This window comes from Paracoccus fontiphilus (genome assembly GCF_017356265.1).
Taxonomy (GTDB): Bacteria; Pseudomonadota; Alphaproteobacteria; order Rhodobacterales; family Rhodobacteraceae; genus Paracoccus; species Paracoccus fontiphilus.
In genome coordinates this window covers 93,787-120,405 of record NZ_JAFNAW010000004.1, presented here as the reverse complement: position 1 = coordinate 120,405, position 26,619 = coordinate 93,787, and the positions used below count along the sequence as shown (strand labels likewise).

The 26,619-nt window shown below is 65.9% G+C and carries 24 protein-coding genes and 1 tRNA gene; 12 read left to right on the top strand and 13 right to left on the bottom strand.

Translation table 11 applies throughout. The features are described from left to right. Positions 1–475: 475 nt before the first annotated feature. The 4 genes from J0F76_RS03080 to phaC all read right to left on the bottom strand — a co-directional run bounded on the left by J0F76_RS03080 (position 476) and on the right by phaC (position 3,808). A tRNA-Ser gene (locus J0F76_RS03080) sits at positions 476–565 on the bottom strand. A gap of 38 nt (positions 566–603) precedes the next feature. Continuing rightward, on the bottom strand, positions 604–1,215 hold the full coding sequence (gene phaR, locus J0F76_RS03075; protein WP_207465604.1) for a polyhydroxyalkanoate synthesis repressor PhaR: 612 nt from the start codon (positions 1,213–1,215) through the stop codon (positions 604–606). 144 nt (positions 1,216–1,359) lie between these two features. Further along, the gene (locus tag J0F76_RS03070) at positions 1,360–1,824 is read right to left on the bottom strand and encodes a Phasin (protein ID WP_207465593.1); all 465 of its coding nucleotides are present in this window, start codon (positions 1,822–1,824) and stop codon (positions 1,360–1,362) included. Between the two features lie 205 nt (positions 1,825–2,029). Then, complete coding sequence (gene phaC / locus J0F76_RS03065) at positions 2,030–3,808, bottom strand: class I poly(R)-hydroxyalkanoic acid synthase (protein ID WP_377707087.1); 1,779 nt, start codon at positions 3,806–3,808, stop codon at positions 2,030–2,032. Between the two features lie 405 nt (positions 3,809–4,213). Between phaC and phaZ the strand changes: the two genes are divergently transcribed. Then, positions 4,214–5,548, top strand: coding sequence for a polyhydroxyalkanoate depolymerase (phaZ, locus tag J0F76_RS03060; RefSeq protein ID WP_207465603.1), 1,335 nt, complete (start codon positions 4,214–4,216; stop codon positions 5,546–5,548). Between the two features lie 57 nt (positions 5,549–5,605). On the opposite strand, the gene J0F76_RS03055 is transcribed toward phaZ, so the two are convergent. Both J0F76_RS03055 and J0F76_RS03050 read right to left on the bottom strand, forming a co-directional pair. Continuing rightward, the gene (locus J0F76_RS03055) at positions 5,606–6,559 is read right to left on the bottom strand and encodes an alpha/beta hydrolase (protein ID WP_207465589.1); all 954 of its coding nucleotides are present in this window, start codon (positions 6,557–6,559) and stop codon (positions 5,606–5,608) included. After that, positions 6,546–7,286, bottom strand: coding sequence for an alpha/beta hydrolase (locus J0F76_RS03050; RefSeq protein WP_207465587.1), 741 nt, complete (start codon positions 7,284–7,286; stop codon positions 6,546–6,548). The genes J0F76_RS03055 and J0F76_RS03050 overlap by 14 nt, the downstream gene beginning before the upstream one ends. Positions 7,287–7,405: 119 nt before the next feature. Between J0F76_RS03050 and thrS the strand changes: the two genes are divergently transcribed. The 4 genes from thrS to J0F76_RS03030 all read left to right on the top strand — a co-directional run bounded on the left by thrS (position 7,406) and on the right by J0F76_RS03030 (position 11,748). Then, positions 7,406–9,352, top strand: coding sequence for a threonine--tRNA ligase (thrS, locus tag J0F76_RS03045; RefSeq protein WP_207465585.1), 1,947 nt, complete (start codon positions 7,406–7,408; stop codon positions 9,350–9,352). 205 nt (positions 9,353–9,557) lie between these two features. Beyond that, entirely contained in the window at positions 9,558–9,764 is a 207-nt protein-coding gene (locus J0F76_RS03040; RefSeq protein WP_089388183.1) for a cold-shock protein, read from the top strand. 81 nt (positions 9,765–9,845) lie between these two features. Next, the gene (locus J0F76_RS03035) at positions 9,846–10,472 is read left to right on the top strand and encodes a DsbA family oxidoreductase (protein WP_207465583.1); all 627 of its coding nucleotides are present in this window, start codon (positions 9,846–9,848) and stop codon (positions 10,470–10,472) included. A gap of 55 nt (positions 10,473–10,527) precedes the next feature. Beyond that, positions 10,528–11,748: a multidrug effflux MFS transporter gene (locus J0F76_RS03030; RefSeq protein ID WP_242689948.1), complete on the top strand. Its 1,221-nt coding sequence runs from the start codon at positions 10,528–10,530 to the stop codon at positions 11,746–11,748. On the opposite strand, the gene J0F76_RS03025 is transcribed toward J0F76_RS03030, so the two are convergent. From J0F76_RS03025 to J0F76_RS03010, 4 genes are all read right to left on the bottom strand, one after another. Then, positions 11,707–12,273, bottom strand: coding sequence for a nucleoside/nucleotide kinase family protein (locus tag J0F76_RS03025; protein WP_341351552.1), 567 nt, complete (start codon positions 12,271–12,273; stop codon positions 11,707–11,709). The two genes, J0F76_RS03030 and J0F76_RS03025, sit on opposite strands and share 42 nt — an antisense overlap. A gap of 113 nt (positions 12,274–12,386) precedes the next feature. Beyond that, the gene (locus J0F76_RS03020; protein WP_242689947.1) at positions 12,387–13,160 is read right to left on the bottom strand and encodes an ATP-binding cassette domain-containing protein; all 774 of its coding nucleotides are present in this window, start codon (positions 13,158–13,160) and stop codon (positions 12,387–12,389) included. Further along, entirely contained in the window at positions 13,157–14,212 is a 1,056-nt protein-coding gene (locus J0F76_RS03015) for an ABC transporter permease (protein ID WP_207465579.1), read from the bottom strand. Before J0F76_RS03015 ends, J0F76_RS03020 begins: the two co-directional genes overlap by 4 nt. A gap of 54 nt (positions 14,213–14,266) precedes the next feature. Further along, positions 14,267–15,295: a sugar ABC transporter substrate-binding protein gene (locus J0F76_RS03010; protein ID WP_207465577.1), complete on the bottom strand. Its 1,029-nt coding sequence runs from the start codon at positions 15,293–15,295 to the stop codon at positions 14,267–14,269. Positions 15,296–15,415: 120 nt separating this feature from the next. Between J0F76_RS03010 and J0F76_RS03005 the strand changes: the two genes are divergently transcribed. Both J0F76_RS03005 and rpsD read left to right on the top strand, forming a co-directional pair. Further along, positions 15,416–16,522 carry an ROK family transcriptional regulator gene (locus J0F76_RS03005; RefSeq protein WP_207465575.1) on the top strand — a complete coding sequence of 369 codons (1,107 nt, stop codon included), beginning with the start codon at positions 15,416–15,418 and terminating at the stop codon, positions 16,520–16,522. A gap of 125 nt (positions 16,523–16,647) precedes the next feature. Next, the gene (rpsD, locus tag J0F76_RS03000; protein WP_207465573.1) at positions 16,648–17,268 is read left to right on the top strand and encodes a 30S ribosomal protein S4; all 621 of its coding nucleotides are present in this window, start codon (positions 16,648–16,650) and stop codon (positions 17,266–17,268) included. Positions 17,269–17,479: 211 nt separating this feature from the next. On the opposite strand, the gene J0F76_RS02995 is transcribed toward rpsD, so the two are convergent. Next, positions 17,480–18,766 carry a glycosyltransferase family 4 protein gene (locus J0F76_RS02995; RefSeq protein ID WP_207465563.1) on the bottom strand — a complete coding sequence of 429 codons (1,287 nt, stop codon included), beginning with the start codon at positions 18,764–18,766 and terminating at the stop codon, positions 17,480–17,482. 124 nt (positions 18,767–18,890) lie between these two features. On the opposite strand from J0F76_RS02995, the gene hisC reads away from it, so the two are divergent. After that, a complete protein-coding gene (hisC, locus tag J0F76_RS02990; RefSeq protein WP_207465561.1) occupies positions 18,891–19,982 on the top strand; it encodes a histidinol-phosphate transaminase in 1,092 nt (363 codons plus the stop codon). Next, the gene (locus J0F76_RS02985; RefSeq protein ID WP_207465559.1) at positions 19,979–20,902 is read left to right on the top strand and encodes a prephenate/arogenate dehydrogenase family protein; all 924 of its coding nucleotides are present in this window, start codon (positions 19,979–19,981) and stop codon (positions 20,900–20,902) included. The genes hisC and J0F76_RS02985 overlap by 4 nt, the downstream gene beginning before the upstream one ends. On the opposite strand, the gene J0F76_RS02980 is transcribed toward J0F76_RS02985, so the two are convergent. Next, positions 20,899–21,828, bottom strand: coding sequence for a DUF2125 domain-containing protein (locus tag J0F76_RS02980; protein WP_207465557.1), 930 nt, complete (start codon positions 21,826–21,828; stop codon positions 20,899–20,901). The genes J0F76_RS02985 and J0F76_RS02980 overlap by 4 nt on opposite strands. 63 nt (positions 21,829–21,891) lie before the next feature. Here J0F76_RS02980 and J0F76_RS02975 point away from each other — a divergent pair, with 63 nt between their 5' ends. The 3 genes from J0F76_RS02975 to J0F76_RS02965 all read left to right on the top strand — a co-directional run bounded on the left by J0F76_RS02975 (position 21,892) and on the right by J0F76_RS02965 (position 25,586). Then, positions 21,892–22,449 (top strand): gamma-glutamylcyclotransferase, encoded by a 558-nt coding sequence (locus tag J0F76_RS02975; RefSeq protein WP_207465555.1) that lies wholly within the window; start codon positions 21,892–21,894, stop codon positions 22,447–22,449. Between the two features lie 215 nt (positions 22,450–22,664). Then, positions 22,665–23,882: a coiled-coil domain-containing protein gene (locus J0F76_RS02970; protein WP_242689952.1), complete on the top strand. Its 1,218-nt coding sequence runs from the start codon at positions 22,665–22,667 to the stop codon at positions 23,880–23,882. Between the two features lie 3 nt (positions 23,883–23,885). After that, the gene (locus tag J0F76_RS02965) at positions 23,886–25,586 is read left to right on the top strand and encodes a peptidoglycan -binding protein (protein ID WP_207465553.1); all 1,701 of its coding nucleotides are present in this window, start codon (positions 23,886–23,888) and stop codon (positions 25,584–25,586) included. On the opposite strand, the gene J0F76_RS02960 is transcribed toward J0F76_RS02965, so the two are convergent. Then, complete coding sequence (locus J0F76_RS02960; protein WP_207465551.1) at positions 25,587–26,609, bottom strand: YihY/virulence factor BrkB family protein; 1,023 nt, start codon at positions 26,607–26,609, stop codon at positions 25,587–25,589. It lies immediately after the preceding gene. Positions 26,610–26,619: the final 10 nt, after the last annotated feature.

Sequence of the window (26,619 nt, the reverse complement as noted above, 5' to 3'; positions counted from 1 at the left end):
CCAGAACCTGAAAGCCGCTGCCTGACATAACCCCCATGCCCGAGCTTAGCGAAGCGGCAAACTGGTCGGAAATTCCGGACCACCTCTCGGAAAGCTGGGCGCGGCTTGCTCAAGGACCGGCACCCTCGGAATGTGCGCGCATCCTCAATTCAAAAAAAAGCGGCTGGAGGGATGGCTCGAAGTCGGCAGTCGGTCGGAGACCGAACCGATAGAATCACCCGCTATCGCGAAACAAAACGGCGACAATTTCTCCCGCCCCCGGCATGGATGCGCTGAAATCAAAGGCGGCAACAAGAAACTCGGAATGAGAAGACGGCGGGTCGGCGGTTTTGGCGAGACAGGAAGACTGCACTGCCCCCCGCCGATACGGCTATACGTCCTGCATGTTCCAGAACAGAAAGGGGGAAGTCCTGGGGGAAGAAAACGGGCCAAGGCCGAAACTTCTATTATAAATAAATAATCTGGGTGGATTATATGGCGGACAGTGAGGGATTCGAACCCTCGAGACGGTTCCCCGCCTACACACTTTCCAGGCGTGCGCCTTCGACCACTCGGCCAACTGTCCGTGGGCGTGGTCTAGCTTGTGTCCGCGGCCTGCGCAAGTCAGAGCTTGGCGATACGTTGTTGAAGTTCCGCCAGTTGGCGACGAATCTCGGCCATGTCCTCGGTTTCCTCTGCCCCAGGGGCAAGGCGCTGCCTGATCTTGCGGCCGGCGGCCGAGGCGTCGCCTGTTGCCGCCGTGTCCAGTTCCTCGGGCTCTGGCCCGGACGATCCGGTCCAACCGCCCATCATCGCCTTCAGGAAAGCCTGCTGCTGCCGGTGCATCGCCTCGAAACCCGGCACCCGAGACATCGGGTTCGGCATGACCGACATGTTTTCCATCAGCTTGGACTGGCTTTCCCGCAGCATCTCGAAGCTTGCCGCTAGAAATTGCGGGACCACCGACTGCGCACTGCTCGTATAGCTGCGCACGAGATCGGTCAGCACGTCGATCGGCAGGACGTTTTCACCGCGCCCCTCATGCTCGGCGATGATCTGCAGCAGATACTGTCGGGTCAGGTCGTCGCCGGACTTCAGGTCCACGATCTTGACCTCTCGGCCTTGGCGGATGAAGGCGGCGATGTCCTCGAGGGTCACGTAGTCGCTTGTCTCGGTGTTATAGAGACGCCGACTGGCATAGCGCTTGATCAGAAGGGGGGCGGGCGTTCCGGCCATGTCGGACCTCGGGAAAAAGATTTCCGACATGATGGGTTCTGCATGGGCAAAAGGCAAAGAAAATTCTGCACCTGCGAGTAAAAGCGGATGCGCATGAAAAAAGGGGCGCTGGCGCCCCTTTCTTGTTCCCGCGGCCGGGCGCGATTATTTCGCGGCGACGGTCGAAGCAGCGGCCGCGGCTTTCTTCACGGCCATCTGGTTGTCGCGCACCACGCTCTCCGTCACGGTGCGCGCGTCGGCGGCAACGTCCTTGCCAGCGGTCAGCATCAGGTCGACGGTGTCCATCTGAACCTTCTTCGCGACTTCGGCGAAGGCGGCCATGTGCTCGGCGGCGACTTCGGCCGAGGACGACGCGAAATCGCTCAGCGATTTGGCATAGTCGGACGGTTCCTGCTTGACGACGGCCAGTTCACCCATGCGGGCAAGGGTGTCCTTGGCCCACTGGGCCGAAATCTCGGTCGAACGCTCGGCGGCGCTCAGCGCGACGCGGGCCAGTTTCTCGCCCAGAGCGCCTTGCGATTTGAAGGCTTCCTGGAACGACGAGGTGTCGATCGGGAAGTTCGCCATCATGTCCTGGAAGGTCTTTGCGAAATCGGGGGTCTTCGCCATGTCAGTCACTCCTATCAGCGCAGCGGAAGGAAGGAATTCGATGAGATGTTTCCGCAGCTAAAACCATTCTCGTGACGCCAATATGAATGCTGCGGTGCGGCATTGCAAGTTTTTTATGCTGCGCCGCAGAAATAAGCACGGGATCAGGCCGCCCGATATTCAAAACGCCCTAACCACCTGTTTCGGATAAATTGCTTCCCGAAGATCACGCCGCCCGTTCATGGACATAGGTGCCCGGCGCCGAGGAAAGCCCGACGCCCGGGTCGCGGGCGGGCACCATCGGCCCTGCCCTTTCGGCCAGCCACTCGCCCCATCGCGGCCACCAGCTTCCCTCCGCGAAGGAGGATGATTCCCTCCAGGCATGGTGGTCCTTGCTGAAATCGCGGCTGCCCATGTAGTGGCCGTATTTCTTCTTGGAGGGCGGGTTGACGATGCCGGCGATATGGCCCGACTCAGACAGGATGAAGGTCTTGTCGGCCGAGCCCATCAGCGCCACGCCGCGCCAACTGTCCTTCCAGGGCGCGATATGGTCCGATTCGCAGGTCACGGCGCAGATCGGCACCGTCACGTCCGAAATGTGCAGCTTGTGGCCCATCAACTCGTACCCCCCGTCGACAAAGGCGTTCTGCTGGCACAATCCGCGCAGGTACTGCATCGCCATCCTGCCGGGCAGGTTCGTGCTGTCGCCGTTCCAGAACAGCAGGTCGAAGGCCGGCGGGGTTTCCCCCATCATGTAGCTGCGGATGGCCGGCCCCCAGACAAGGTCGTTGGGACGCAGAAAGCTCATGGTCCTGGACATCAGCTTGGCCCGCAGCAGCCCATGACGCTGGACCTCCTCGGCGATGCCGTTGACGAAATCGTCCTGAAGGAAACTGACGAATTCGCCCTGATCCGAGAAATCGGTCAGCGTGGTGAACAGCGTGGCCGAATTGACGCGGTCGTCCTGGCGCTGCTTCAGCAATGCCAGGGTCAGCGACAGCGTGGTGCCGCCGATGCAATAGCCCACGACATTCAGGCGCGGCTGCCCCGTCAGCTCGCGGACCTTGTCCATCGCTTCAAGATAAGCGGCCATGTAGTCTTCGAGCCCGACGTCGGCATAGCTGATGTCGGGGTTCTTCCAGCTGACGATGAACAGGGTATGGCCCTGTTCGAGCAGCCATTTCACCAGGCTGTTCTGGGGCTTGAGATCCAGGATGTAGAACTTGTTGATCCAGGGGGGAAAGATCAGCAGGGGCATCCTGTGCACCTGATCGGTCAGGGGCTTGTACTGGATCAGCTCGTAAAGGGGCGTGCGGTCGACGACCACCCCCTCGGTCGTGCCGACATTCTCGCCTACCGAGAAGGCTTCACGATCGGCCAGCGAGACGACGATGTCGCCGCCGTTCATCTCGACGTCCCGAACCAGGTTCTCCAGCCCCTTGACGAGGCTCTCGCCCTCGGTCTGGACCGCCCGCTCCAGCGCGTCGGGGTTCGTGGCCAGGAAGTTCGTGGGAGCCATCATGTCCACGATCTGGTCGGTCAGCCAAGTAATCCGGCGGCGGGCGGTGTCGTCGGGCAGTTGCAGGTTCTGCGCAGCATCCTTCAGCGCCTTGGCGTTGATCAGGTACTGCCGCTTGACGAAGTTGAAATAGGGATGGCTGCGCCACAGCGGATTGGCGAAACGCTTGTCACCGGCGGGATGGCTGTCATCCTCGGGGGCGGCGAACTGCCCCCGGGCCAGGGCCATCTGGGTGTTGGCATAGTTCTTCAGCGTCTCGCCCCAGTAGTTGACCTGGGTTTCCAGGACCCGCCCCGGCTGTTCGGAAAGCGTCTTCACCCAGGCGTTGGCGGCGGTCACGAACAATTCGGGGCCCGGGGCTTCGATCCCCGGATTGGACCTCGTGCGGGACGACAGCGCCGCCATCAGCCGCTGGCCCAGCGCCTCGATCCGCTCGATGTTCTCGGCCAGCTTCTTTGCCGTCGACGGCGATGATCCCATCGCCATCGCCTCGGCCGCCGCTTGGGGCGCGCGGCCGTGGTCGGACTGGGGCATGGCGGTGGTCGAGGCCGCCTGGTCAAGCTGCAACTGCGGCGCCGCAAGCGGGGTGGCGGGTGCCGGCTCCTCGACGCGCGGGGCGCTTTCCGACGTGCCTGCCGCCCGGCCGCGAGGCTTTCTGACGGGCTTTCTTGCAGCGGTGCCGCCCGTTTCGGCGCCCGAAGCGACATCGGTGGCCTTGCTGCCGCCAGATCCTGCAATTCTTGCCATGATCCCGGTTCCCCCTTAATACCAAGGTGATGATATGCGCGTGGCGGGCGATGCGCAAACATGGGTTTTGGAACCGAATTGCCACACCCTTGCTTTTTGTGATGCCGCAGTAGCGAAAGGGCGACGCAGGTGACGATCAAGGGCATCAAGGGCATCGTGTCTTACGACGCGATGGAGACGATCCGGAATACCAACGAATGGATGGGGGCCTCGGCCCGCGCCATCGCGTCCTACCCGATCTTCGCGCTGAACCCCCATCCGATGTTCAAGCTGATGAGCGCGTGGGGCCGCGTGACCGAACGCAGCTTTGCCCGCATGGTCATCAAGCCGGACTGGGAAATTCCGCCAATTGCGGGCGAATCGGGGCAGGACCACATCGTCTATGTCGAGCCCGTCATGAAGCGCCCGTTCGGCGACCTGGTCCATTTCCGCGTCGCCCGGCGCGAGGTCCAGCCCCGCAAGGTCCTGCTGATCGCGCCGATGTCAGGCCACTATGCCACCCTGATGCGCTCCACCGTCACCTCGCTGCTGCCCGATTGCGAGGTTTACATCACCGACTGGCACAACGCCCGCGACATTCCCGTCAGCGAGGGCAAGTTCGACATCGAGGATTACACCCAGTATCTGGTGGACTTCATCCGCCACCTGGGGCCGGACACCAACGTCATCGCCGTCTGCCAGCCCGCACCCCTGGCCCTGGCCGCGACCGCCATCCTGGCCGAGGATGATCCCGCCTCGCAGCCGCGCAGCCTGATCCTGATCGGAGGTCCGGTCGATCCCGACGCCGCCGCGACCGAAGTCACGGATTTCGGCAACCGCATGACCATGGGTGAGCTGGAGCATCTGGTGATCCAGTCCGTCGGCTTCAAATATCGCGGAGCGGGTCGGATGGTCTATCCCGGGCTGGCACAGCTGTCATCCTTCATCGCGATGAACGCCGAAACCCATGCCCGCGCCTTCATCGACAAGATCTGGGCCGAGGCTCGCGGGACCGGCTCTGAAGGCGACAAGCACTACAAGTTCTATGACGAATACCTGGCGATCATGGACATGACGGCCGAGTTCTATCTTTCGACGGTCAGGCGCATCTTCAAGAATCTGGAAATCGCCCAGAACCGCTTTGTCGTGAATGGCCGTCATGTCGATATCGGCAAGATCACCGATGTCGCCATCATGACGGTCGAGGGCGCGAACGACGACATCTCGGCGCCCGGACAATGCGTGGCCGCGCTGGATCTGTGCACGGGCGTTCCCGCCGAACGCAAGAAGCAGCATCTGGAACCGGGGGCGGGTCACTACGGCATCTTCGCGGGCAAGTCCTGGCGTCTGAACATCCGCCCGCTGGTGCTGGATTTCATCGACGAGAACATGAACCTGCCGAACGCGATCAAGCCGAAGAAGCATCGCGCCCGGGGCGGGGTGGCGGCCGATTGCGGCGTGACCGACCCGATCGGCGACAGCAGCAAGATCGCCGTCTAGCCCTCGTGGCGCGTCGCAGGAACCGCATGACCGCCGGCAAGCGCGCGGATCGTGCGGTCAGCGAAGCCCTGCGATCCAGTCGGCAACGGTTCGGACCAGATCGCGCGTCAAGTCCGGCGACAGGGCCTCGCCCGCGATGACATGAGCGTCGGGGTCGTCGTCCGGCCTCGGCACCACGTGGACGACCTTGGCGCCGCCGCCCCAACCCGCCGCCACCCTGGCGCTGGCCCGATGGTCGATGATCCGGTCAGCATCCGACCAGATGAACAGCGCGGGCGCGCGGGCCTCGCGATAATCGCCTTGCCTCGCCTGCCGCAGCAGACTGCCAACCGCTAGCGCCGCCGACAGGGGATAGCAGCTTGTCCACCGCAGCCGGTGCATGTCGTTGCGGGTGACGAAGCACCGCTCGGGGTCGCCGGTCAGGCGCAGGATCGTGCGGGCAAAGGGCAAGTCCAGCAGCCCGGCCCCTCGTCCCCGCAGCGCGAAGTTGGGCGAGATCAGGACGACCCCGTCCATCAGCGGGCCTACGTCCGGCCGGCGCGCGGCCAGGGCCGTCAAGGTGGCCCCCGTGGACATACCCAGGACAACGACCTTTCGCCCCAGCCGCCGCGTGATTGCCAGCCCCAGGGCGAGATCGCGCCACCAGTCACCCGCGCGGGCGGCGGCCAAGGCCTTGCCGCCCTGCCCGTGCCCCGTCAGGCGGATGGCCAGCAGATTGGCGTTCAACCGCCGCGCCAGATCCTCGGGCAAGGGACGCAACTCGGCCGGGCTGGCAGAAAAGCCGTGGACGTAAAGGATCGCCAGATCCGTCGCCTGCCCCGGCTGACCGGCCCATTGCAGATAGCTCGCGACCTCGGGGCGGATGCCGCTTTCCCGATCCCGCAGCCACGCTTGCAGGTCAGCGGGCGGATCGGGCGCCGCCCGGTCAAGCCGCAGCCTTTCGCGCGGGCCGAAGATCCAGATCAGCGCCAGCGCGGCAAGGATGCCAAGCGCCAGCCTAAGCCAGAACATCGTCGATGGATTGCGCGATCAGCCGCAGGCATTCGGGGGTCGAAAAGCGGTGGTCGGCCCCCTTCACCAGCGTCAGCCGGATATCGTCGCCCGTCGCATGGTCCAGCAACCGCATGGCCCAGTCGACCGGCACATCCGCATCAGCCGTGCCTTGCAGGAACCGCACCGGGAAGGGCAGCCGCAGGGGCTGGTTCATCACCAGATGGTCGCGCCCGTCCTCGATCAGGCGGCGGGTGATGACATAGGGCTGATCGTCATAGTCGCTGGGCAGCGCCACCCTGCCCGCCGTCATCAGCGCCTGCCTTTGCGCGTCGTCGAACCCGGCCCAGAAGCCCTGTTCCGTGAAATCGGGCGCGGCGGCGATCGTCACCAGCCCCGCCACCCGCTGCGGCATGGCGCGGGCCACCAGCAGGCTGATCCAGCCGCCCATCGACGACCCGACAAGCACCTGCGGCCCGTCCGTCAGTGCCTCGATCATCTGGCAGGCGTCCCCGAACCAGTCGCCGATGCTGCCTTCCTCGAAACAGCCGCTGCTGTCGCCATGCCCGGAATAGTCGAAGCGCAGGAAGGCGCGGTTCCCCTCGCGCGCCCAGTCGTGCAGCCAGGCGGCCTTGGTCCCCGTCATGTCGGACTTGAACCCGCCTAGGAACACCACGCCCGGCCCGCGCCCGTTGCTGCGCTGGAATGCGATGCGCCGCCCGGCGGGGGATTCCAGATATTCGCTCATGTCCGGCCTTTCGCTGTCATCCCGCTTATCTTGACAGTTTTCCCGGCCCGGTCCAAGGAAGGCCGCACATAACCCGCAACCGGGCGTTCCGTGGGCGCCAAACCGACGAGGAGGACTTCATGTCCCAGATTTCCCTCACCTTCCCCGATGGCAATTCGCGCGATTATCCCGCCGGCATCACCGCCGCGCAGGTCGCGGAAAGCATCGCGCCCAGCCTTGCCAAGCGCGCGATCTCGGCCAGCCTGGACGGGCGCCACATCGACTTGGCCTGGCCCATCGACGCATCGGGCGCGATCAGCATCAACACGATGAAGGACGACGCCCCCGCGCTGGAACTGATCCGGCACGACTTTGCCCATGTCATGGCCCGCGCCGTGCAGGAGATCTGGCCGGACGTGAAGGTCACCATCGGGCCGGTGCGCGATTTCGGCTGGTTCTACGACTTCGACCGCGCCGAGCCCTTCACACCTGAGGATCTGGGCCGGATCGAGGCCACGATGAAGCAGATCATCGCCCTGCGCGAACCGGTCCGCACCGAGGTCTGGGACCGCGACCGCGCCCTCGCCTATTACAAGGACCGCGGTGAGCCGTTCAAAGTCGAACTGATCGACCGCATCCCCGAAGGCGAGGATCTGCGGATGTACTGGCACGGCGACTGGCAGGACCTGTGCCGGGGCCCGCATCTGCAGAACGTCGGTCAACTGCCCGCCGACGCCTTCAAGCTGACCCATATCGCCGGGGCCTATTGGCTGGGCGACAGCAGCCGCCCGATGCTGCAACGCATCTACGGCGTGGCCTTCCGCAACCGCGACGACCTCAAGGCCCACCTGACCATGCTGGAGGAGGCCGCCAAGCGCGACCACCGCAAGCTGGGCCGCGAGATGGACCTGTTCCACATGCAGGAGGAAGCGCCGGGTCAGATCTTCTGGCACCCGAACGGCTGGAACATCTACACCACGCTGCAGGACTACATGCGCCGCAAGCAGCGCGCCGACGGCTATGTCGAGGTGAACACCCCGCAGGTCGTCAGCCGCAAGCTGTGGGAAGCGTCCGGCCACTGGGACAACTACCAGGAAAACATGTTCATCGTCGAGGTGGACGAGGAGCACGCCAAGACCAAGACGGTCAACGCGCTGAAGCCCATGAACTGCCCTTGCCATGTGCAGGTGTTCAACCACGGCCTGAAGTCCTATCGCGACCTGCCCCTGCGCATGGCCGAGTTCGGGTCCTGCAACCGCTACGAACCCTCGGGTGCGCTGCACGGGATCATGCGGGTGCGCGGCTTCACCCAGGACGACGCGCATATCTTCTGCACCGAGGACCAGATCGAGGCCGAGACCAAGAAGTTCATCGACTTCCTGTCCGGCATCTATGCCGACCTGGGCTTCACCGACTGGCGCATCAAGCTGTCCACCCGCCCCGAAAAGCGCATCGGGACCGAGGAAAGCTGGGACCGGGCCGAATCTGCGCTTGGCAACGCCTGCAAGGCGGCGGGCCACGACTTCACCATCTTCCCCGGCGAGGGCGCCTTCTACGGTCCCAAGCTGGAATTCGTGCTGACAGACGCCATCGGTCGCGACTGGCAATGCGGCACGCTGCAGGTTGACCCAAACCTGCCCGAGCGGCTGGACGCGGAATATGTGGGCACCGACGGCGCCAAGCACCGCCCGATCATGCTGCATCGCGCGGTCCTGGGCAGCTTCGAACGCTTCATCGGCATCCTGATCGAGAACAGCGCGGGCAAGCTGCCCTTCTGGCTGGCACCCCGGCAGGTGGTCGTGGCCTCGATCGTGTCCGACGCGGACGCCTATGTGGCCGAGGTCGTCGAAACCTTGCGCGCGGCGGGCATCCGGGCCGAGGCGGATACCCGGAACGAGAAGATCAACTACAAGGTCCGCGAACATTCCGTCGGGAAAGTCCCCGCGATTCTTGCCATCGGCATGAAAGAGGTAGAAGATCGCACCGTATCGCTTCGGCGCCTGGACCAGCAGGGTTCACGCTTGTTACCGCTAGCCGAGGCTGTTGCCGTTCTGAAAGACGAAGCCACGCCGCCCGACCTGCGCTGAATTGTGTCAATCTTGCGGGTTCTCGCGTGCGGACGCCTGTTCGCGCGCGTTTCCCGCTTGCCTTTTTTAACGATTCGTCCATCCTCTCAACTGCGTGAGCGAATGCCTTTCTACCGCCTCCCTTCATGGGCAGCCGGAAGTTCGAAAGCGGGCTGCACGGCCTGGCGCAATCCTGCGTCGGGATGACTTGAAGGAGAGAACGGTTATGGCGACCGGAACGGTTAAATGGTTCAACGCCACCAAAGGCTATGGCTTCATCGCCCCCGATGACGGCGGCAAGGACATCTTCGTCCACATCTCGGCCGTGGAACGCGCCGGGCTGACGGGCCTGAAAGACAACCAGAAGATCGCATACGAACTGCAGTCGGGCCGTGACGGCCGCGCCTCGGCCAGCGATCTGAAGCTGCTCTGATCCAGCTTTCAAGGGTTGCGGAACGGCCCGCTTGCGGGCCGTTTTCCATTTGCGGCCGCCCTATGCCAGAAGGAACCCGCCATGATCCCGCTCGACATCTTCGCGGACCCCGTCTGCCCGTGGTGCCTGATCGGCAAGGTGGAACTTGACCGCGCACTGGAAAGCCGCCCGTCCCATCCCTTCCGGATCGCCTGGCATCCGTTCCGGCTGAACCCGCAGATGCCCCCGGGTGGCATGGACCGGATCGAGTACCTGCGCACCAAGCTGGGCGACCGTGCCGAACAGGCGTCCCGCGCCGTGGCGCAGCGGGCCGCCAGCCTTGGCCTGACGCTGAACCCATCGCCGCGCGAACCCGATACCACCGATGCGCACCGGCTGATGCATTGGGCCGGGCTGGAAGGCGCGCAGACCCGCGTGATGTCCGGCCTGCTGCGCGCCCACTGGCAAGAAGCGCGCGACATCGGCGATCCGGACGAACTTGGGCGCATCGCAGGCGCCGCGGGCATGGACGCGGACCTTGTCGCCCGTCTGCTGGCCGGTGCTTCCGACCGCGATGAAGTCGCCGCCCGAGAGCAACATGCCCGCCAGCGCGGCATCACCTCGGTCCCGACCTTCATCGTTGCCGATCGCCACGCCGTCAGCGGCGCGCAGCCTGCCGAACTCTGGCAGCAGGTCATCGACGAGTTGACCAAGGCACCGTCGAACTAACTTGCACAGTATGCAATTTTGGTGTATGGGGCTGGCCTGACCGAAAGGCCCCTTCATGTCCGTGACCGTTTCCGACGCAAGCGCCCCCCAGCGCCGTTTGCCTCTGCCCGAGTTCGTGGCGATGCTGGCGTTCCTGTTCGCCACCGTCGCCTTCTCCATCGACGCCATGCTGCCCGCGCTGCCCGATATCGCGGCCCAGCTGACCCCCGGCAACGTCAACCGTGCGCAGCTGATCCTGACGGCCTTCATGGCGGGAATGGGTCTTGGCACCCTGTTCGCAGGTCCGTTGTCGGATGCGATGGGGCGCAAGTCGGCGATCTTCCTGGGAACGGGCATCTACATCGCCGCCACCATCGCGGCGATCTTCGCCAATTCGATCGAGTTCCTGCTGGCCGCCCGTTTCGTCCAGGGCCTTGGCGCCTCTGGTCCCCGGATCATCGGGCTGGCCCTGATCCGCGACCTCTACTCGGGCCGGGAAATGGCCCGCATCTCCTCCTTCGTGATGATGGTGTTCATCATGATCCCGGCCTTGGCACCTTCCATCGGCGCGGGCATCATCTGGTTTTCGGGCTGGCAAGGCGTGTTCGGCGCCTTCATCCTGTTCGCGCTGGTTGGCGCAAGCTGGCTGGGGCTTCGGCAGGCGGAAACCCTGCCGCCCTCGGAACGCAGGCCGCTGCGCCTCGGTCCGCTGAGCGCCGCCGCCCGAGAGGTCCTGTCCGATCGCCAGGTCATGCTCTGCACGCTGGTCCTGACGCTTGGCTTCGGGCAGATGTTCGCGCTCCTGTCCTCGGCCCAGCAGCTTTTCGGCGAGGCTTACGGCAAGGGCGACAACTTCCCCGCCTGGTTCGCGCTGATGGCGATCCTGTCGGGGGCCGGCACGCTGCTGAACGCGACCTTCGTGATGCGCTTCGGAATGCGGCGGATCGCCAAATGGGCCTATATCATGCAGACCGTCGTGTCGGGCGTCATGCTGACGCTGACCCTGACGGATGCCCTGCCCGCCAGCTTGCGTTTCCCGGCCTTCTTCTTCTGGGCCGTCAGCGTGTTCTTCATGGCGGGCGTGACCTTCGGCAACCTCAACGCCCTGGCCTTGCAGCGCATGGGCCATATCGCCGGCATGGCCGCGTCGATCATCGCGGCCCTGTCCACCATCGCCGCCACGCTGATCGCCGCTCCGGTCGGGCAGCTTTACAACGGCACCGCGGTTCCGGCGATCACGGCGGCCCTGATCTGCTCAGCCTTTGCCTGGTTCCTGATGGGACGGCTGCGCGACTGACACATCGGCCCGGCGCGACTGCCGGGCAACAAGGCGCGCATTGGCCAGATCGTTCCGCAGATGCGCGGCGATCTGGCCTTCATCCTTGCCATAGCCCTGCCATCGCGCCGTCAAGCGGCGTTCCAGTTCCGCCTCGGCCACGTCCAGCCAGATCGTCAGATCATATCGCAACCGGCTCCAGGGCACGGCGTCCAGCAGCAGGTAATTCCCTTCGATGACGACGATCCGGTGATGCGGCGCCACAACGCCCGCCCCGGCAATGGCGATCTCGCGGTCCCGGTCGAAGACGGGAAAGATCACCTCGCTGCCCGGCACGGCCGTCCGCTCGACCAAAGCGGCAAATCCCTCCGCGTCGAAGGTCTCGACTGCTCCCTTGCGGCTGCGAAGACCGCGCGCCTCCAGCAAACGGTCATCCAGATGAAAGCCGTCCATCGGCACCAGCACGGCATCAGGAAACCGCGCGGCCGAGGCCGCGGCCAAGGTGGACTTTCCCGACCCGGGCGCCCCCGCGACGGCAACCAGCACCCGCGGGCCCTCCAGTCCGCGAATGCGATTCAGCAGCCCTCGCCCTTCTTCGTTGTCGAAATACCCTGGGGGGAGTCCGAAGGACGGGGGGCAATGCCCCCCTGCCGCATCAGTCATGCCGCCAGCGCCTCGGGAACCCGTGCGCCGGTCATATAGGCGACCGCGTCCGACATCGTATGTTCCTTGGGATTGATGACGCAAAGCCTGCGGCCCAGCCGATGGATATGGATGCGGTCCGCAACCTCGAAGACATGGGGCATGTTGTGACTGATGAGCACGATGGGAATGCCGCGCGACCGCACGTCCAGGATCAGGTCCAGCACCCGGCGGCTTTCCTTGACCCCCAATGCCGCGGTCGGTTCATCCAGGATGATGACGCGGCTGCCAAAGGCCGCGGCGCGCGCCACCGCCACCCCCTGCCGCTGGCCGCCCGACAGCGTCTCGATCGGCTGGCCGATGTTCTGGATGGTCATCAGCCCCAGCTCCGACAGCTTCTGGCGGGAAAAGGCGTCCATGGCGGGCTTGTCCAGCATCCCGAACCACTTGCCCAGAACGCCCTGGCGACGGATTTCCCGACCCATGAACATGTTGTCGGATATCGACAGCGCGGGCGACAGGGCCAGCGTCTGGTAGACCGTCTCGATCCCCGCCTGCCGCGCCTCCAGAGGGCTCGCGAAACTGACGGGCTTGCCGTCCAGCCGGATCTCGCCCTCGTCGGGTTGCACGGCGCCGGAAAGCGCCTTGATAAGGCTTGATTTTCCTGCGCCGTTGTCGCCGATCACGGCCAGGATCTCGCCGGGATAAAGGTCAAAGTCGGCGTGGTCCATCGCGGTCACGCGGCCATAGCGCTTGACCAGGTTGCGGGCGAAAAGAAGCGGCTCGGTCATGATGAGATCTTCCTGATCCATTGGTCGATGGCGACGGCGACGATGATCAGCCAGCCGGTCGCGAAAAGCTGCCACAGCACGTCCACGCCGGCCAGCCGCAGCCCCGAGTTGAAGACGCCGACGATCAGCGCCCCGATCAGCGGACCCAGGATCGAGCCCCTGCCGCCAAACAGCGAAATCCCCCCGATCACCACGGCCGTGATGGATTCCAGGTTCGCCTCGAAGAATGATGTCGGGCTGACCGATCCGACGCGGCCGATGGACGACCAGGCGGCAAGTGCGCAGATCACGCCCGCGACGACATACACCGACATCAGCACGCGCCTGGTCTGGATGCCGGCCAGAGAGGCGGCCTCGGGGTCGTCGCCCACGGCATAGACGCGGCGGCCCCAGGCGGTCTGGTACAGCGCATACCACAGCACCGCGAACACGATCAGCATCAGCACCACGCCATAGGTCAGCACGGCGCCGCCCAGGTTGAAACGCTCGCCGAACAGCTTCAGCAGCGGCGCCTCGGCGTCCAGGGTCTGGCTGCGGATCGTCTCGCGGTTCGACAGGTAATAATTCAACGCAAGGAAGATATTCCACGTCCCCAGCGTCGTGATGAAGGGCGGCAGCTTCAGCCGCGTCACAAGCGCGCCGTTCAGCGCGCCGGTCGCCGCGCCCACCGCCAGCCCGACCAGGATCGAGATCGGCACGGGAAGCCCGAAATCGACCGACAGCTTGCCCATGATGACAGAGACCATCACCATGACCGCGCCGACCGACAGGTCGATGCCCGCCGTCAGGATCACCAGCGATTGCGCGGCGGCCAGCGTGCCCACCACGGCGACCTGCTGAAGGATCAGCGACAGGTTGAACGCCGAGAAGAAGTTGGGCGAAATCAACCCGAAGGCGATCAGCGACAGCACCAGCACGATGACCGGAACCATGGTTGGATAGCGGTGCAGGAAGTGCTGCACCCAGTCAAGCGCGCCGCGCGAGTGATGCTCGAAGCTGGCCACCGTCTCGGACGGATTGCGCGCGACCACGGGGTCGGGTGTGTCGGACATCGGTGTCTCCGGTCATGAAGGGGCGGCAGCAGTGCCACCGCCCGGATGATCAGGTCAGCCCCAGCACTGGGCCAAGCCGTCCTCGACGCTGATCGAGGGCACGCCCTCGACCGGCTGGTCCGTGACCAGGTTCACGCCGGTGTCGGTGAAATCCAGCCCTTCGGTTGCCTGCGGCTTGGTGCCGTCCTTGGCGAAGGCGGCAATCGCCTCGATCCCCATCGACGCCATCTTCAGCGGATACTGCTGCGAGGTCGCGCCGATCACGCCCGCCTTGACGTTTTCGACGCCCGGGCAGCCGCCGTCCACCGACACGATGGTCGCGTTGCCTTCCATGCCAAAGGATTTCAGCGCCTCATAGGCGCCCGCTGCGGCCGGTTCGTTGATGGTGTAGACCAGGTTGATCGCCGGGTCCTTCTGCATCAGCGCCTCCATGGCCTGACGCCCGCCCTCCTCGTTCCCCGAGGTGACGTCGTGGCCGACGATGCGGGCGTCATCCTCGTCGCCGATGACGTTGTTGTCCTTCACGTCGACGCCGAAGCCTTCCAGGAACCCTTGGTCGCGCAGCACATCGACCGAGGGCGCGCTGGCGGACAGATCCAGCATGGCGATCTTGGCGTCCTTGGCGCCGTCGCCCATCTTGCCCGCGGCCCATGCGCCGATCAGGCGACCCGCCTCGCGGTTGTCGGTGGCAAAGGTCGCGTCGGCCGCGTCGATCGGGTCAAGCGGCGTGTCCAGCGCGATGACAAGGATGCCCGCGTCGCGCGCCTGCTTGACCGATTCGGTGATCGCCTTGGTGTCGGACGCGGTGATCAGGATGCCCTTAACGCCCGCCGCGATGCAGCTTTCCATCGCCTGCTGCTGGGTCTCGTGGTCGCCGTCGATCTTGCCCGCGAAGCTCATCAACTCGATGCCGAGTTCCTCGGCCTTGGCGGTCGCGCCTTCCTTCATCTTCACGAAGAAGGGGTTGATGTCCGTCTTGGTGATGATGCAGGCCTTGACCGGCTCTTGGGCGGCCGCGACGCCCGCCGACAGGGCCAGGACCGATGCCGCCACCAGCAGGCGTACCGAAGATTGGGTGATCATTCTTGAAACTCCTCCGATTGGCGGCACCTCCTCCGCCTTGCCGTTTCAGAAAGCATGAAGCGTTTCCGCTTGTCAATAAATCAATCCTGTTGATTAATGCCGCAGGAAGGGACAACGCAAATGCCGAATGACCTCACGCCCTGGATTGATCTCAGCTGGAACGAACGCCAGATCCTGTCCTTGGTCCGGCGACGCGGCCCCTTGCCCCGTGCTGCCCTTGCGCAAACGACCGGCCTTTCGCCGCAGGCCATCACCAATCTGACCAGAAACCTGATCCGGAACGGCTTTCTGGATGCGGGGGCGGTCGTGCGCGGCAAGGTCGGGCAGCCGTCCACACCGTTGTCCCTGGCGCCTGACGGCGCGCAGTTCCTGGGCCTGAAGATCGGGCGCAGGCTGGTCGAGTTGGCGCTTGTCGATTTCGTGGGGCGGGTAAAAATCCACCGACAGGAAATATACGGCCATCCCACCCCGGATCGCGTGCTGACCTTTGCCCGCAATGGCATCGCGACGATCCTCGGATCGTTGCCGCCAGATGCACGAATCGCGGGCCTTGGCGTGGCGACGCCGTTCCGTCTTTGGGATTGGGGGTCCGAGATGGCGGGCTGGCACGGCTTCGACCTGGCCGGCCGGCTGGCCGAGGACCTGCCCTTCCCCGTCTTTCTGGAAAACGACGCCAGCACCGCCTGCGCGGCCGAACTGATCTTCGGCCGCTCTGCCCTGCCCCGCGACTTCGTGCATCTGTATGTCGCGCATTTCGCCGGCGGAGGCGTGGTCCTGGATGGCCGGCTGCGGGTCGGCCCCCGCCGCAACGCCGGGGCGCTGGGGTCCATGCCGATCCCCGGCGGCCGGCAGCTTCTGGACTGCGCCTCGGTCTCGACCCTGGAAGCCCGGCTGGGCCGGTCCCTGCCCCCGGACGATTCAGGCTGGCAGGTGCCCCCGGACACCGAAGGGCGATGGATTGCCGAGGCAGGCGATGCGCTGGCCTTTGTCGCCCTGTCAGCCGTGGCCTTGCTCGACATCCCGGTCGTGGTCATCGACGGGGCCATTCCCCGGCCCACCCGGGCGGCGCTTGTCGAAGCCACCCGCGCGGCCATGGCCAGGCTGCCGGCAGCGGGCATCGACCGCCCCGAAATCATCGAGGGCAGCCTGGCCCGCAGCGCCCGTATCCTGGGGGCCGCCGCCCTGCCGCTTGCGCATTTCTTCGAACCCGGCGGCGCGCTGACTTGACAGTGGCGCACCCGGCCTTATAAGCGCGCACTTCATTGGTGTTGGTGGACCCCGCAAGGGGAAACCTGTCGGATCTCCGGATCAAAGGACAACGCCCTTCGTATAACGCAAGAAGGAGATCAGCCGTGACCAAACGCACGTCTGCCAAGTACAAGATCGACCGCCGCATGGGCGAAAACATCTGGGGCCGCGCCAAGTCCCCGGTCAACCGCCGCGAATACGGCCCCGGCCAGCACGGCCAGCGCCGCAAGAACAAGCTGTCGGACTTCGGCACCCAGCTGCGCGCCAAGCAGAAGCTGAAGGGCTATTACGGCGACCTGACCGAAAAGCAGTTCCGCCGCATCTATGCCGAGGCCGAGCGCGTCAAGGGCGATACCGGCGAGAACCTGATCGGTCTGCTGGAGCGCCGTCTGGACGCCGTCGTCTACCGCGCCAAGTTCGTGCCGACCATCTTTGCCGCCCGCCAGTTCGTGAACCACGGCCACATCACCGTGAACGGCCAGCGCGTCAACATCGCGTCCTACCGCGTCAAGGAAGGCGACGTCATCGCCATCCGTGATCGGTCGCGCCAGTTGGCCATCGTTCTGGAAGCCGTCGGCCTGGCCGAGCGTGATGTTCCGGACTACCTGGAAGTCGACCACAACAAGATGACCGCGACCTTCGTGCGCACCCCGGCGCTGGGCGATGTCCCCTATGCCGTTGTGATGGAGCCGAACCTGGTCGTCGAATACTACGCGAAGAACTGATCCTTCGCAGTTTCATCGAAAGGGCCGCATCATCGCGATGCGGCCCTTTTCGTTTGGCACCGGGCATTCGGGTCATTTCGAAATGCCGGACCACACCGCAAGCATCCTCCCGTCGTCAGGGATGCTTGTCCAGCACCTCGCCTGCCCGAACAAGCTCCCGGACCGCATGTCGTGGATGCACCTCATCCGGCAGGCACTACGTCCCCGCCGCTCAGGCTGCGGCCGCCCCCGCTTTCTGTCCGGCGGCGACGTCGGCATAGATTTCGATCATGCGATCCACCTTCGCTTCCCAGTCGAAACGGCTTTTCGCGGTCACCTGGCCGGTCCTGCCCAGGCGCAGCCGCAGGTCGGGATCGTCGGCCAGCGTCACGATCGCTTGCGCAAGCCTTTCGGCAAAGTCGGCGCGCGGGGCGGGATGAACCAGAATGCCGCTTTGATCGTCCAGATAGTCCAGCGGCCCGCCCCAGGCGCTGGCGATGACAGGCAGGCCCATCGCCATGGCCTCCAGCACGACCGCTCCCCCGCATTCGCGCAGTGAATTCAGGATCAGCGCGTCCGACCGTCCCATGATCTCGGCGCAACGCTCTTGCGGCTGGAAACCGTGGAAGACCACGCTGTCGGCAATCCCCAGCTCTGTTGCCAACGCCTGCAAGGAGCCCCGCTCCTCTCCGTCTCCCAGCAGATCGAGCGTGACGTCGGCGCCGCTGTCCCGTGCCCGCGCGATTGCCCGCAGGGTGATGTCTATGGCCTTCAGCTTGACGAAGCGGCCGACGAAGACCAGGCGCAGCTTGCCTGCCGGCGTTGCCGGACGATCGGTCCCCGGGGCCCTCCAACGGCTGAAATCGATCCCGTTCTCGATCAGGGTGCCGATGCGGGGGTGGTCGGGATCGGGCAAGGCGCGCCGGGTGCGGTCGTTGGCCACCAGCAGGGCGGCGGCCCGGTGCTTGCCGGGCATGAGCCTGTTCAGCGTCAAGGCCAGCCGACGCCCGCCAAGGATCGCGGCGCGCACGCCCTTCTGCTCGTAATCCTCATAGCCGGGGGGATAATCCATTCCGCCGTTCATCGGCCCCAGGACCAAGGGCAGTCCGAAGCGATGCAGGCTGGTCGGCCACAAGGGCGACACGGGCGTCGGCTGGTGAATGACCTGCGCCTCGCCTGCGGCGACAAGCCTTCGAATGATCCGCCGCTGATGGAGCCTGTTCAGCCAGTTGAGCAGGCTGCCGCCAAGCAGCCACGGAAAGGGCTCTGGCAGGCGCCCGAAGACGGACCACGCCATCTTGTGCCAGCGGGTGTCGGGAACGAAATGCATCCGGCCCGGATCGCAGTCGGGCATCGCAAGAAGTTCCTCGGCGTTGCGCTGGTGCGCGATCAGCCTGACCGGGTAGCCGCGCTTCAGCAGCAGCCGGAAGTAGTTCAAGGGCAGGAAGGCTTCGCCACCGAACCGCGCCGAGGCATTGTCCGCGACGATGACGACCTTGGGAAAGCTTGCCTGAAACATCTACTTGAAGACCGAGCTGAAATCTTGCGGCGGTTATCCGCAATGCAGGACGGGATCACAACTGGTTTCGGCACTTTCCAAGACCGGCCCCGGCTAATAAATAGTCCGGGAACAAGGAAAGCCAATGACGCAAATCACCCCCCAACCCGGCATCATGGATATCGCGCTTTATGTCAGCGGCGAAAGCAAGCTGCCGGGGCGTGGCGAGGTGCTGAAGCTGTCGTCGAACGAGAACCCCCTTGGATGCAGCGACAAGGCGCGCGCCGCCTATGCCGATGCCGCGGCGAACCTGCACCGCTATCCATCGACCGACCACGCCGCCCTGCGCCGCGCCATCGGAGAGGTTCACGGCCTTGACCCCGACCGGATCATCTGCGGCGTCGGCTCGGACGAGGTCCTGCAGTTCGTGGTGCAGTCCTTTGCGGGCGTCGGCGACGAGGTCATCACGACCGAGCATGGCTTTTCCATGTATCCGATCCTGGCCCGCATGGTCGGCGCCGTGCCCGTCACCGTGCCCGAGGCCGAGCGCCGCATCGACGTGAACGCGATCCTTGCCGCGTTGACCGACCGGACGCGGATCGTCTTCATCGCCAATCCGGCCAACCCGACCGGCACCATGCTGGGAGCGGATGAGCTTCAGCACCTGGTGGATGGCCTTCCCGCGACGGTCCTGCTGGTCCATGACGGCGCCTATACCGAATTCGCGGCAGGGGCCGATGGCGGCGCCGCCTTGGTGGACAGGCACCCCAACGTCATCATGACGCGGACGTTTTCGAAGATTCACGGCCTCGGGGGGCTGCGCATCGGCTGGGGCTATGCGTCCCGCGACATCATCGACGTGCTCAACCGCATCCGGCAGCCCTTCAACCTGTCGAACGCGCAGATGGCCGCAGCCGAGGCCGCGATTCGCGACACCGCCTTCCGCGATCACTGCGCCGACCTGAATGACCGGATGCGCGACCGGATGCGCCAGTCGCTGATCCAGATGGGGATCGGCTGCGACGAAAGCTTCGCGAACTTCGTGCTGGCGCGCTTTGCCAACCCCTCGGAAGCGGAAGAAGCCGACGCGGCCCTGCGGCAGGACGGCATCCTGGTCAGGCGCGTTGCCGGATACGGCCTGCCCGCCGCGTTGCGCATCACCGTCGGGGACGAGGACGGGGTCACCCGCGTGATCGACTGCCTGGGCCGCTTCATGGCCGATCGGAGGAGCGCATGAGCGTCATCTATGACCGCGTCGCCCTGATCGGCCTTGGCCTGATCGCCGGATCGATGGCCCATGCGATCCGCGAGATGGGCCTTGCGCGCGAAGTGGTGGGCTTCGCCCGCAGCGCGGAAACCCGCGACATCGCCCGCGACATCGGCCTTTGCGACCGCATCGCCGACAGCGCGGCCGAGGCTGTGGCCGGTGCCGACCTGATCGTCCTGGCAGTGCCGGTCGGCGCAATGGGCCCCGTGGCCGAGGAGATCGCCGGACATCTGAAGCCCGGCGCGACCGTCACCGACGTGGGCTCGGTCAAGCAGGCCGTTATCGATGCCGTGGGACCGCATATCCCGGCGGGCGTTCATTTCGTGCCCGGCCATCCCCTTGCGGGGACCGAGCATTCCGGACCCCGCTCGGGCTTTGCAAGCCTGTTCCGCAATCGCTGGTGGCTGCTGACCCCGCTGCCCGACAGCGACCCGGCAGCCGTTTCGCGCCTGCTGGACCTGGTCCGCGCCATGGGCGCCAAGACCGACAGCATGGAGGCCGCGCATCACGATCTGGTCCTGGCGGTGACAAGCCACGCGCCTCACCTGATCGCCTATACGATGGTGGGCGTCGCCGACCACCTGCGCCGCGTCACGGACGAGGAGGTGATCCAGTATTCCGCCGCCGGCTTCCGCGACTTCACCCGCATCGCCGCCAGCGACCCGACCATGTGGCGCGACGTGTTCCTGCACAACAAGGAGGCGACGCTGGACATCCTCGGCCGCTTCACCGAGGAACTGTTCATGCTGCAGCGCGCCATCCGCATGGGCGACGGCCAGCAGCTGTTCGATTACTTCACCCGCACCCGGGCGATCCGCCGCGGAATCATCGAGGCCGGGCAGGACACCGCCGCGCCCGATTTCGGACGCGTCGCCCCTGCCGGCCGTTAGGGGACGGGCCAGGCCGGGGCCGCGCCGATCTCGATGGTGCCCAGATACATGCGGCCATCCCGCATCTCCAGCGGGATGCGGACCTGCCCGTCGGGCGCGGGCGGCAGTCCGGCATCACCCCCGTCAAACTCCATCTGGCCGATCCGGTTCAGCATGGCCCGCGCAAGCAGGCGGACGTTCGGCGGCATCAGGCCCGCCTCGATCGCGGCCTCCAGCATGGCGGCGGCATCGCTGCTGTAGATGGCGACGCGGCCCTGGGTTCGTCCATCCCCGCCCTTGGAAAGCTGCCCTGCCAGCCGCAGCGCGAAGGCCCCCGCATCGACCTCGAAATCCTCGCTCGCCACGCCAAGCACGGCGGGCGGCTGCTGCGTCGTGGCGGCAAGCGGGCGATCCAGCCACAGCCGCAGCCCGCCCCGTGCGGACGAAACCTGCGGAAGATGCAGCCGCGGCAGAGCGACCTGCACCTGGTAGGGATGTCCCGCAAGCCGGTCGTCGGACACGCGTTCCGCGGTCATGCCGCCCTCTTCGGCAAGGGGCCGGCCATCAAGGGACAGCGCCGCGAAGCCGGCCCTTGCCTGCGTGACCCTGCCCAGGGGTGACAGGGTCACGGCGCCAGTGGCCCGGTCCATGCCGACAACCCGGTTTCCGGCGGCGCCCTGCAACATCGCCTCCGGGGGCAGGGCAAGCCTTATCGTGGTCGGGGCCGCCGGCGTGAGCCACAGATCCAGCGCCGGCAGTTCCACCTGCCCTTGCCGCGCCGGAATGACCAGCCCTGTCATCACCAGGCCCAACCGCCCCGCCCCCGGCTGCGCTGCGACCGTTTCGGCCTGCACATGCCTCCGGGCTTGCGCCACCAGAAGCGGCTCGGCCGCGAACCACAGCCCGGCAAGACCCAACACCCCCGTCAACAGAAGCTTTCCGATCACCCTTCGCCCTTTCCCCGCTGTCCCGGCTGTCCTAACTTCCGATGAATGAACGGGTTTGGAGTCATGCGAAAGATCGAATGGGTCTTCGGTTATGGGTCGCTGATATGGGATCCCGGCTTTGCGCCGGTGGAAAGGGCGCGCGCCTGGGTGACAGGCTATGCGCGCAGCTTCTGCCTCCGCTCGATCCAGCACCGCGGCACGTCGGAACGACCGGGGCTTGTCCTCGGCCTGGATGAACAGCCGGACGGCGAATGCGGCGGCCTGGCGCTCGGGATTGCCGACAGCGACCATGACGAGGTGCTGGCCTATCTGCGCGCCCGCGAACTGGTCACCGACGCCTACCGAGAGACGATCCTGCCCCTGCGGCTGGAGGACGGCCGCCGGGTCGAGGCGCTGGCCTATGTCATGCGGCGCGACCACTGGCAGTATGCGGGCGGTCTGGATCTGTCGGAACAGGCCCGCATCATCGCCCGGGCGCAGGGTGGACGCGGCCCGAACGCGGAATACCTGTTCAACACCGCCGCCCATCTGGCGCAGATCGGGCTTGCCGATGCGGTCATGGACCACCTGACCGACGAAGTGCGCAAGTTGCTGGAAAGCGACAGGAACCGTCCGGCCTGACCTCGGATCGCTTGGCAAGTGAAAGGGTGCGCCCTACACTTCCCGCATCACAGCCTTGGCCAGGGGAATGCGACCAGTTGAGCGACACGAGCCAGCAGCCTGACCCTTCCGCCCATCCCCGCCTTGGCGCGGCGAACCGGCGGATCAGCGCAACACGGACGCAAGGCCCCGGCCCGGCAAGCCCCCACTTCTCGCAGCCGGTGCGGCAGGTCGTGATGATGATCACGGTGCTTGCCCTGGTCCTGGCAGGCGGCTGGATCACCTATGGCCGCATCCTGCCGATCTTTCGGGCGAACCTGTGGCTGAACGGCTTGATCCTGGGGGTCTTCGCGCTGGGGGTGCTGGCCTGCTTCTGGCAGGTGGCGCAGTTGACACAGTCGGTAAGCTGGATCGAACGCTTCGCCAAACGGCGCGGCAACGCGGTCGAAAAGGGCATCGCGGCGCGCGGCGGCCTCGACACCAGCGATCAGCCCCCGCGCCTGCTGGCACCACTGGCCGCGCTGCTTGGCACGCGCGGACCGGCCGGGGGCGTGATTTCGACGGGTGCTGCGGCGTCGATCCTCGATTCGGTCGCCACCCGCATAGACGAGCTGCGCGACATCACAAGATACCTGGCAAACCTGTTGATCTTCCTGGGTCTTCTGGGAACGTTCTACGGGCTTGCCACGACAATTCCCGCCGTGGTCGAAACCATCCGCACCCTTGCCCCGCAGCAAGGCGAAAGCGGCATCCAGGTCTTCGACAAGCTGATGAGCGGGCTGGAATCCCAGTTGGGCGGGATGGCCACCGCCTTTTCGTCCTCGCTTCTGGGGCTTGCGGGATCGCTGGTGGTGGGCCTGCTGGAACTGTTCGCCACGCACGGCCAGAACCGCTTCTACCGCGAGCTTGAGGAGTGGATGTCCGGCTTCACCCGCGTCAGCCTGGCCGGGTCGGAAGGCGACGCGGTCGATCAGGCCGCCCTGGCGGGGTTCCTGGAACAGATGGCGGGCCAGATGGACCGCTTGCAGCAGATCCAGGCCGAACGCGACGCGCAGCGCGACGACGCCGCCGCCATGGCCGACGAACGGGTGGTCGTGATGGCCCAGGCCATCGAGGCCCTGGTCCAGCGCAGCGAGGCCGAGCAGGAGGCTTCGCTGTCCCGCGTCGCTTCCTTGACCGAGGCCTTGTCGCGACTGGCCGAGGGTCAGGACCAGTTGGTCGACCTGACGCGCCTGCAGGCGGAACGCCCTGCCGCCCCGCCCCCCGATCTTGCGGGCATCGAATCCGCGCTGAACCGGCTGACCGCCGACCTGACCGACGGACGCGAGGAAATGGTCGCCGAACTGCGCTCCGACATCCTGGTCCTGACCCGCGCGGTCCGGGCCGCGCGCTTCAACGATCCCTTCCGCGACGATCTTCTGCGCGACCCGCTGGTCTCGCGGGACGGGGGCTGAGCCATGGCCCTGCGCCGCGCCGCGTCCGGGCACCGATTCTCGACCAACATCTGGCCGGGCTTCGTGGACGCGCTGGCCACGCTGCTGATGGTGCTGGTCTTCGTGCTGACGATCTTCACCGTCATGCAGTCGGTGCTGCGCGAGCAGATCACCGACAAGGATGACACCATCGCCAGCCAAGGCGAGGTGATCTCGGCCCAGGAACAGCGGCTGGAGCGATTGGGCCAGCAGGTGGCCGCCCTGGGCCAGGCGCTGACCGTGTCCGAGGACCGGGAGGCAGGATTGCAGGACCGGCTTGCCGAGGCCCAGGCCGAGGCGCGGGATCGCGCCGCCCGCATCACGCGCCTGTCCTCCCAACTTGAAACCAGCCGCGGGGAACTGGCGCAGGCCCGCAGCCGCCTGACCGATTTCGAGGCAGAGGTCGCGGCCCTCATGGCCGCACGCGCCGCCGACCAGGAACAGGCGCAGGCCCGTCAGGAACAGGCCCAGGCCCGGTTGACCGAACAGCAAAGCCGCACCAGCGCCGCCGAATTGGCCGTGGCCGCCGCCCGCCAGGAAATCGATGCCCAAGCCGAACAGGCCCGGCTTGCCGCCGCGCGCCGCGATGCGCTGGAGGCGCTGGTGGCCGATCTTCGCAAAAGCAACCAGGCGGCCGAGACGCTGGTGGCCGATCTTCGCGAAAGCGATCGGGCGACCGAGGAACGCGCGGGCGAGTTGCAGACCAAGTTGACCGAAGCCGAGGCCGCGCGCCTGACCGATGCCGAAGCGGCGCGGGCGTTGCGCGAACGCCTGGAAAGCGCGGATGCCGAACTGACCGCCATGACGCTGGCGCTGGAGGAAAGCCGCAGGAAGGCCGAGGAAACGCTGACCCTGCTGGCCGGCGCCGAGGCCGCGCGGGACCGGGCAACCCAGCAGGCAACCCGCAGCCTGACCGAAGCCGAACGTCAGGCGGCCCTGCTTGCCACGGCGGAGAAGGCCCTGGCCGACCAGCAGAACCTGTCGCAGGACAGCCAGCGCCGCGTCGCCCTGCTGAACGAGCAGGTGGCCTCGCTGACGGCGCAGCTTGGTTCCCTGCAGGCGCTGCTGGATACCGCGGGCGAGGATCAGCGGCAGGCGGAACTGCGGGTCGAGAACCTTGGCCAGCAGTTGAACGCCGCCCTTCTGCGCGCGGCCGAGGAAAAGGACCGCCGCCTGACGCTGGAGGAGGAGGCCCGGCTGCGCGCCGAGGAAGAGGCGCGCGACCTGGCGCGCTATCGCTCGGAATTCTTCGGGCGCCTGTCGGAGATCCTGTCCGGCCGCGAAGGCGTCCAGGTCGTCGGCGACCGCTTCGTCTTTCAGTCCGAGGTGCTGTTCCCACCCGGCGCGACAACGCTGTCGCCCGAAGGACACGACCAGATCGCCCGGGTGGCGAAGCTGCTGTCCGAAGTCGCCGACGACATCCCGCCCGAGATCGACTGGATCATCCGCGTGGACGGGCACACCGACAACACGCAGCTTTCGGGCACCGGGCGCTATCGAGACAACTGGGAACTCAGCCAGGCGCGCGCGCTGGCCGTCGTGCGCTACATGACCGACGAACTGGGCTTTCCCGCGAACCGGCTGGCGGCCACGGGCTTTGCGGACACGCGGCCCGTTTCCCAAGGCCAATCCGCCGATGAGCTTGCGGCCAACCGGCGGATCGAATTGAAGCTGACCGAGCGCTGATCAGACTTGGTCGGTTTTCCGCCTGTCGGGCACGCCGGCCAGTTTCTTCAGGTGGCTTTCGATCTCGGAATTCACCTCGGCGCCGACCAGCACGACGGTCGAGGCGAACCACAGCCACATCATCAGCGCGATCACCGCGCCAAGCGAGCCGTAGGTCTCGTTGTAGTTGGCGAAATTTGCCGCATACCAGCTGAACAGGATCGAGGTCAGGACCAGCCCGACCGCTGCCAAAACGGCGCCGGGGGAAATCCAGCGCCAGCGCGAGTCGGGCGCGTCCGGTCCCCAGCGGTAAAGCGCCGCCAGCGCCAGGATCAGCACGCCGAACATGATCGGCCAGCGGATCAGCCCGACCCATGTGCTTGTTGTACTGGTCAGCGGCAACATCTGGAGCAGGATGGGGATCACCGCGATGATGCCCAGCATCAGGATGATCATCACGATGCCGCCCAGTGTGAAGGCCATCGACACCAGGTTGAGCCGCAGGAAGCCGCGGGTTTCGGTCTGGAAGAAGGCGACGTTCAGGGCCGAGAGCAGCGCCTTCATTCCACCGTTGGCCGAATAGAAGGCGACCAGAAGGCCGGCGATCCCGGCAAGCGACAGGGCCGTTCCGGGCGACGAGGTGATGGATTCGACCTGTCCCCGGATGATCTCCAGCGCGCCCTGCGGCAGGAAGCTCTGGAGCATGTCCAGATGCCCCGAGATGGTGGCCGGATCGGCGACAAGGCCATAGATCGACACCAGCGCCGTGATCGCCGGAAACAGCGACAGCAGGCCGAAGAAGGTGATGCCTCCCGCCACCGCCGTCACCCGGTCGGTTCCGATCTGTCCGAAGGTCGATTTCGCGATGGCCATCCAGTCGGCCTTCGTCAGGTCCCAAAGCCCGACATCCTTGCCCTTCGGATGGGTTCGCGCGGCCGGCACGGGTTCCGGCGCGCCGTCGGTCTTCATCCCGAACCGCCGGCGCGCACGGTCGTCCAGATCACCAAAAAGGGCGTCAAGTACGCCGGGCGTCGTGCTTCTCATGGCCTCGTCC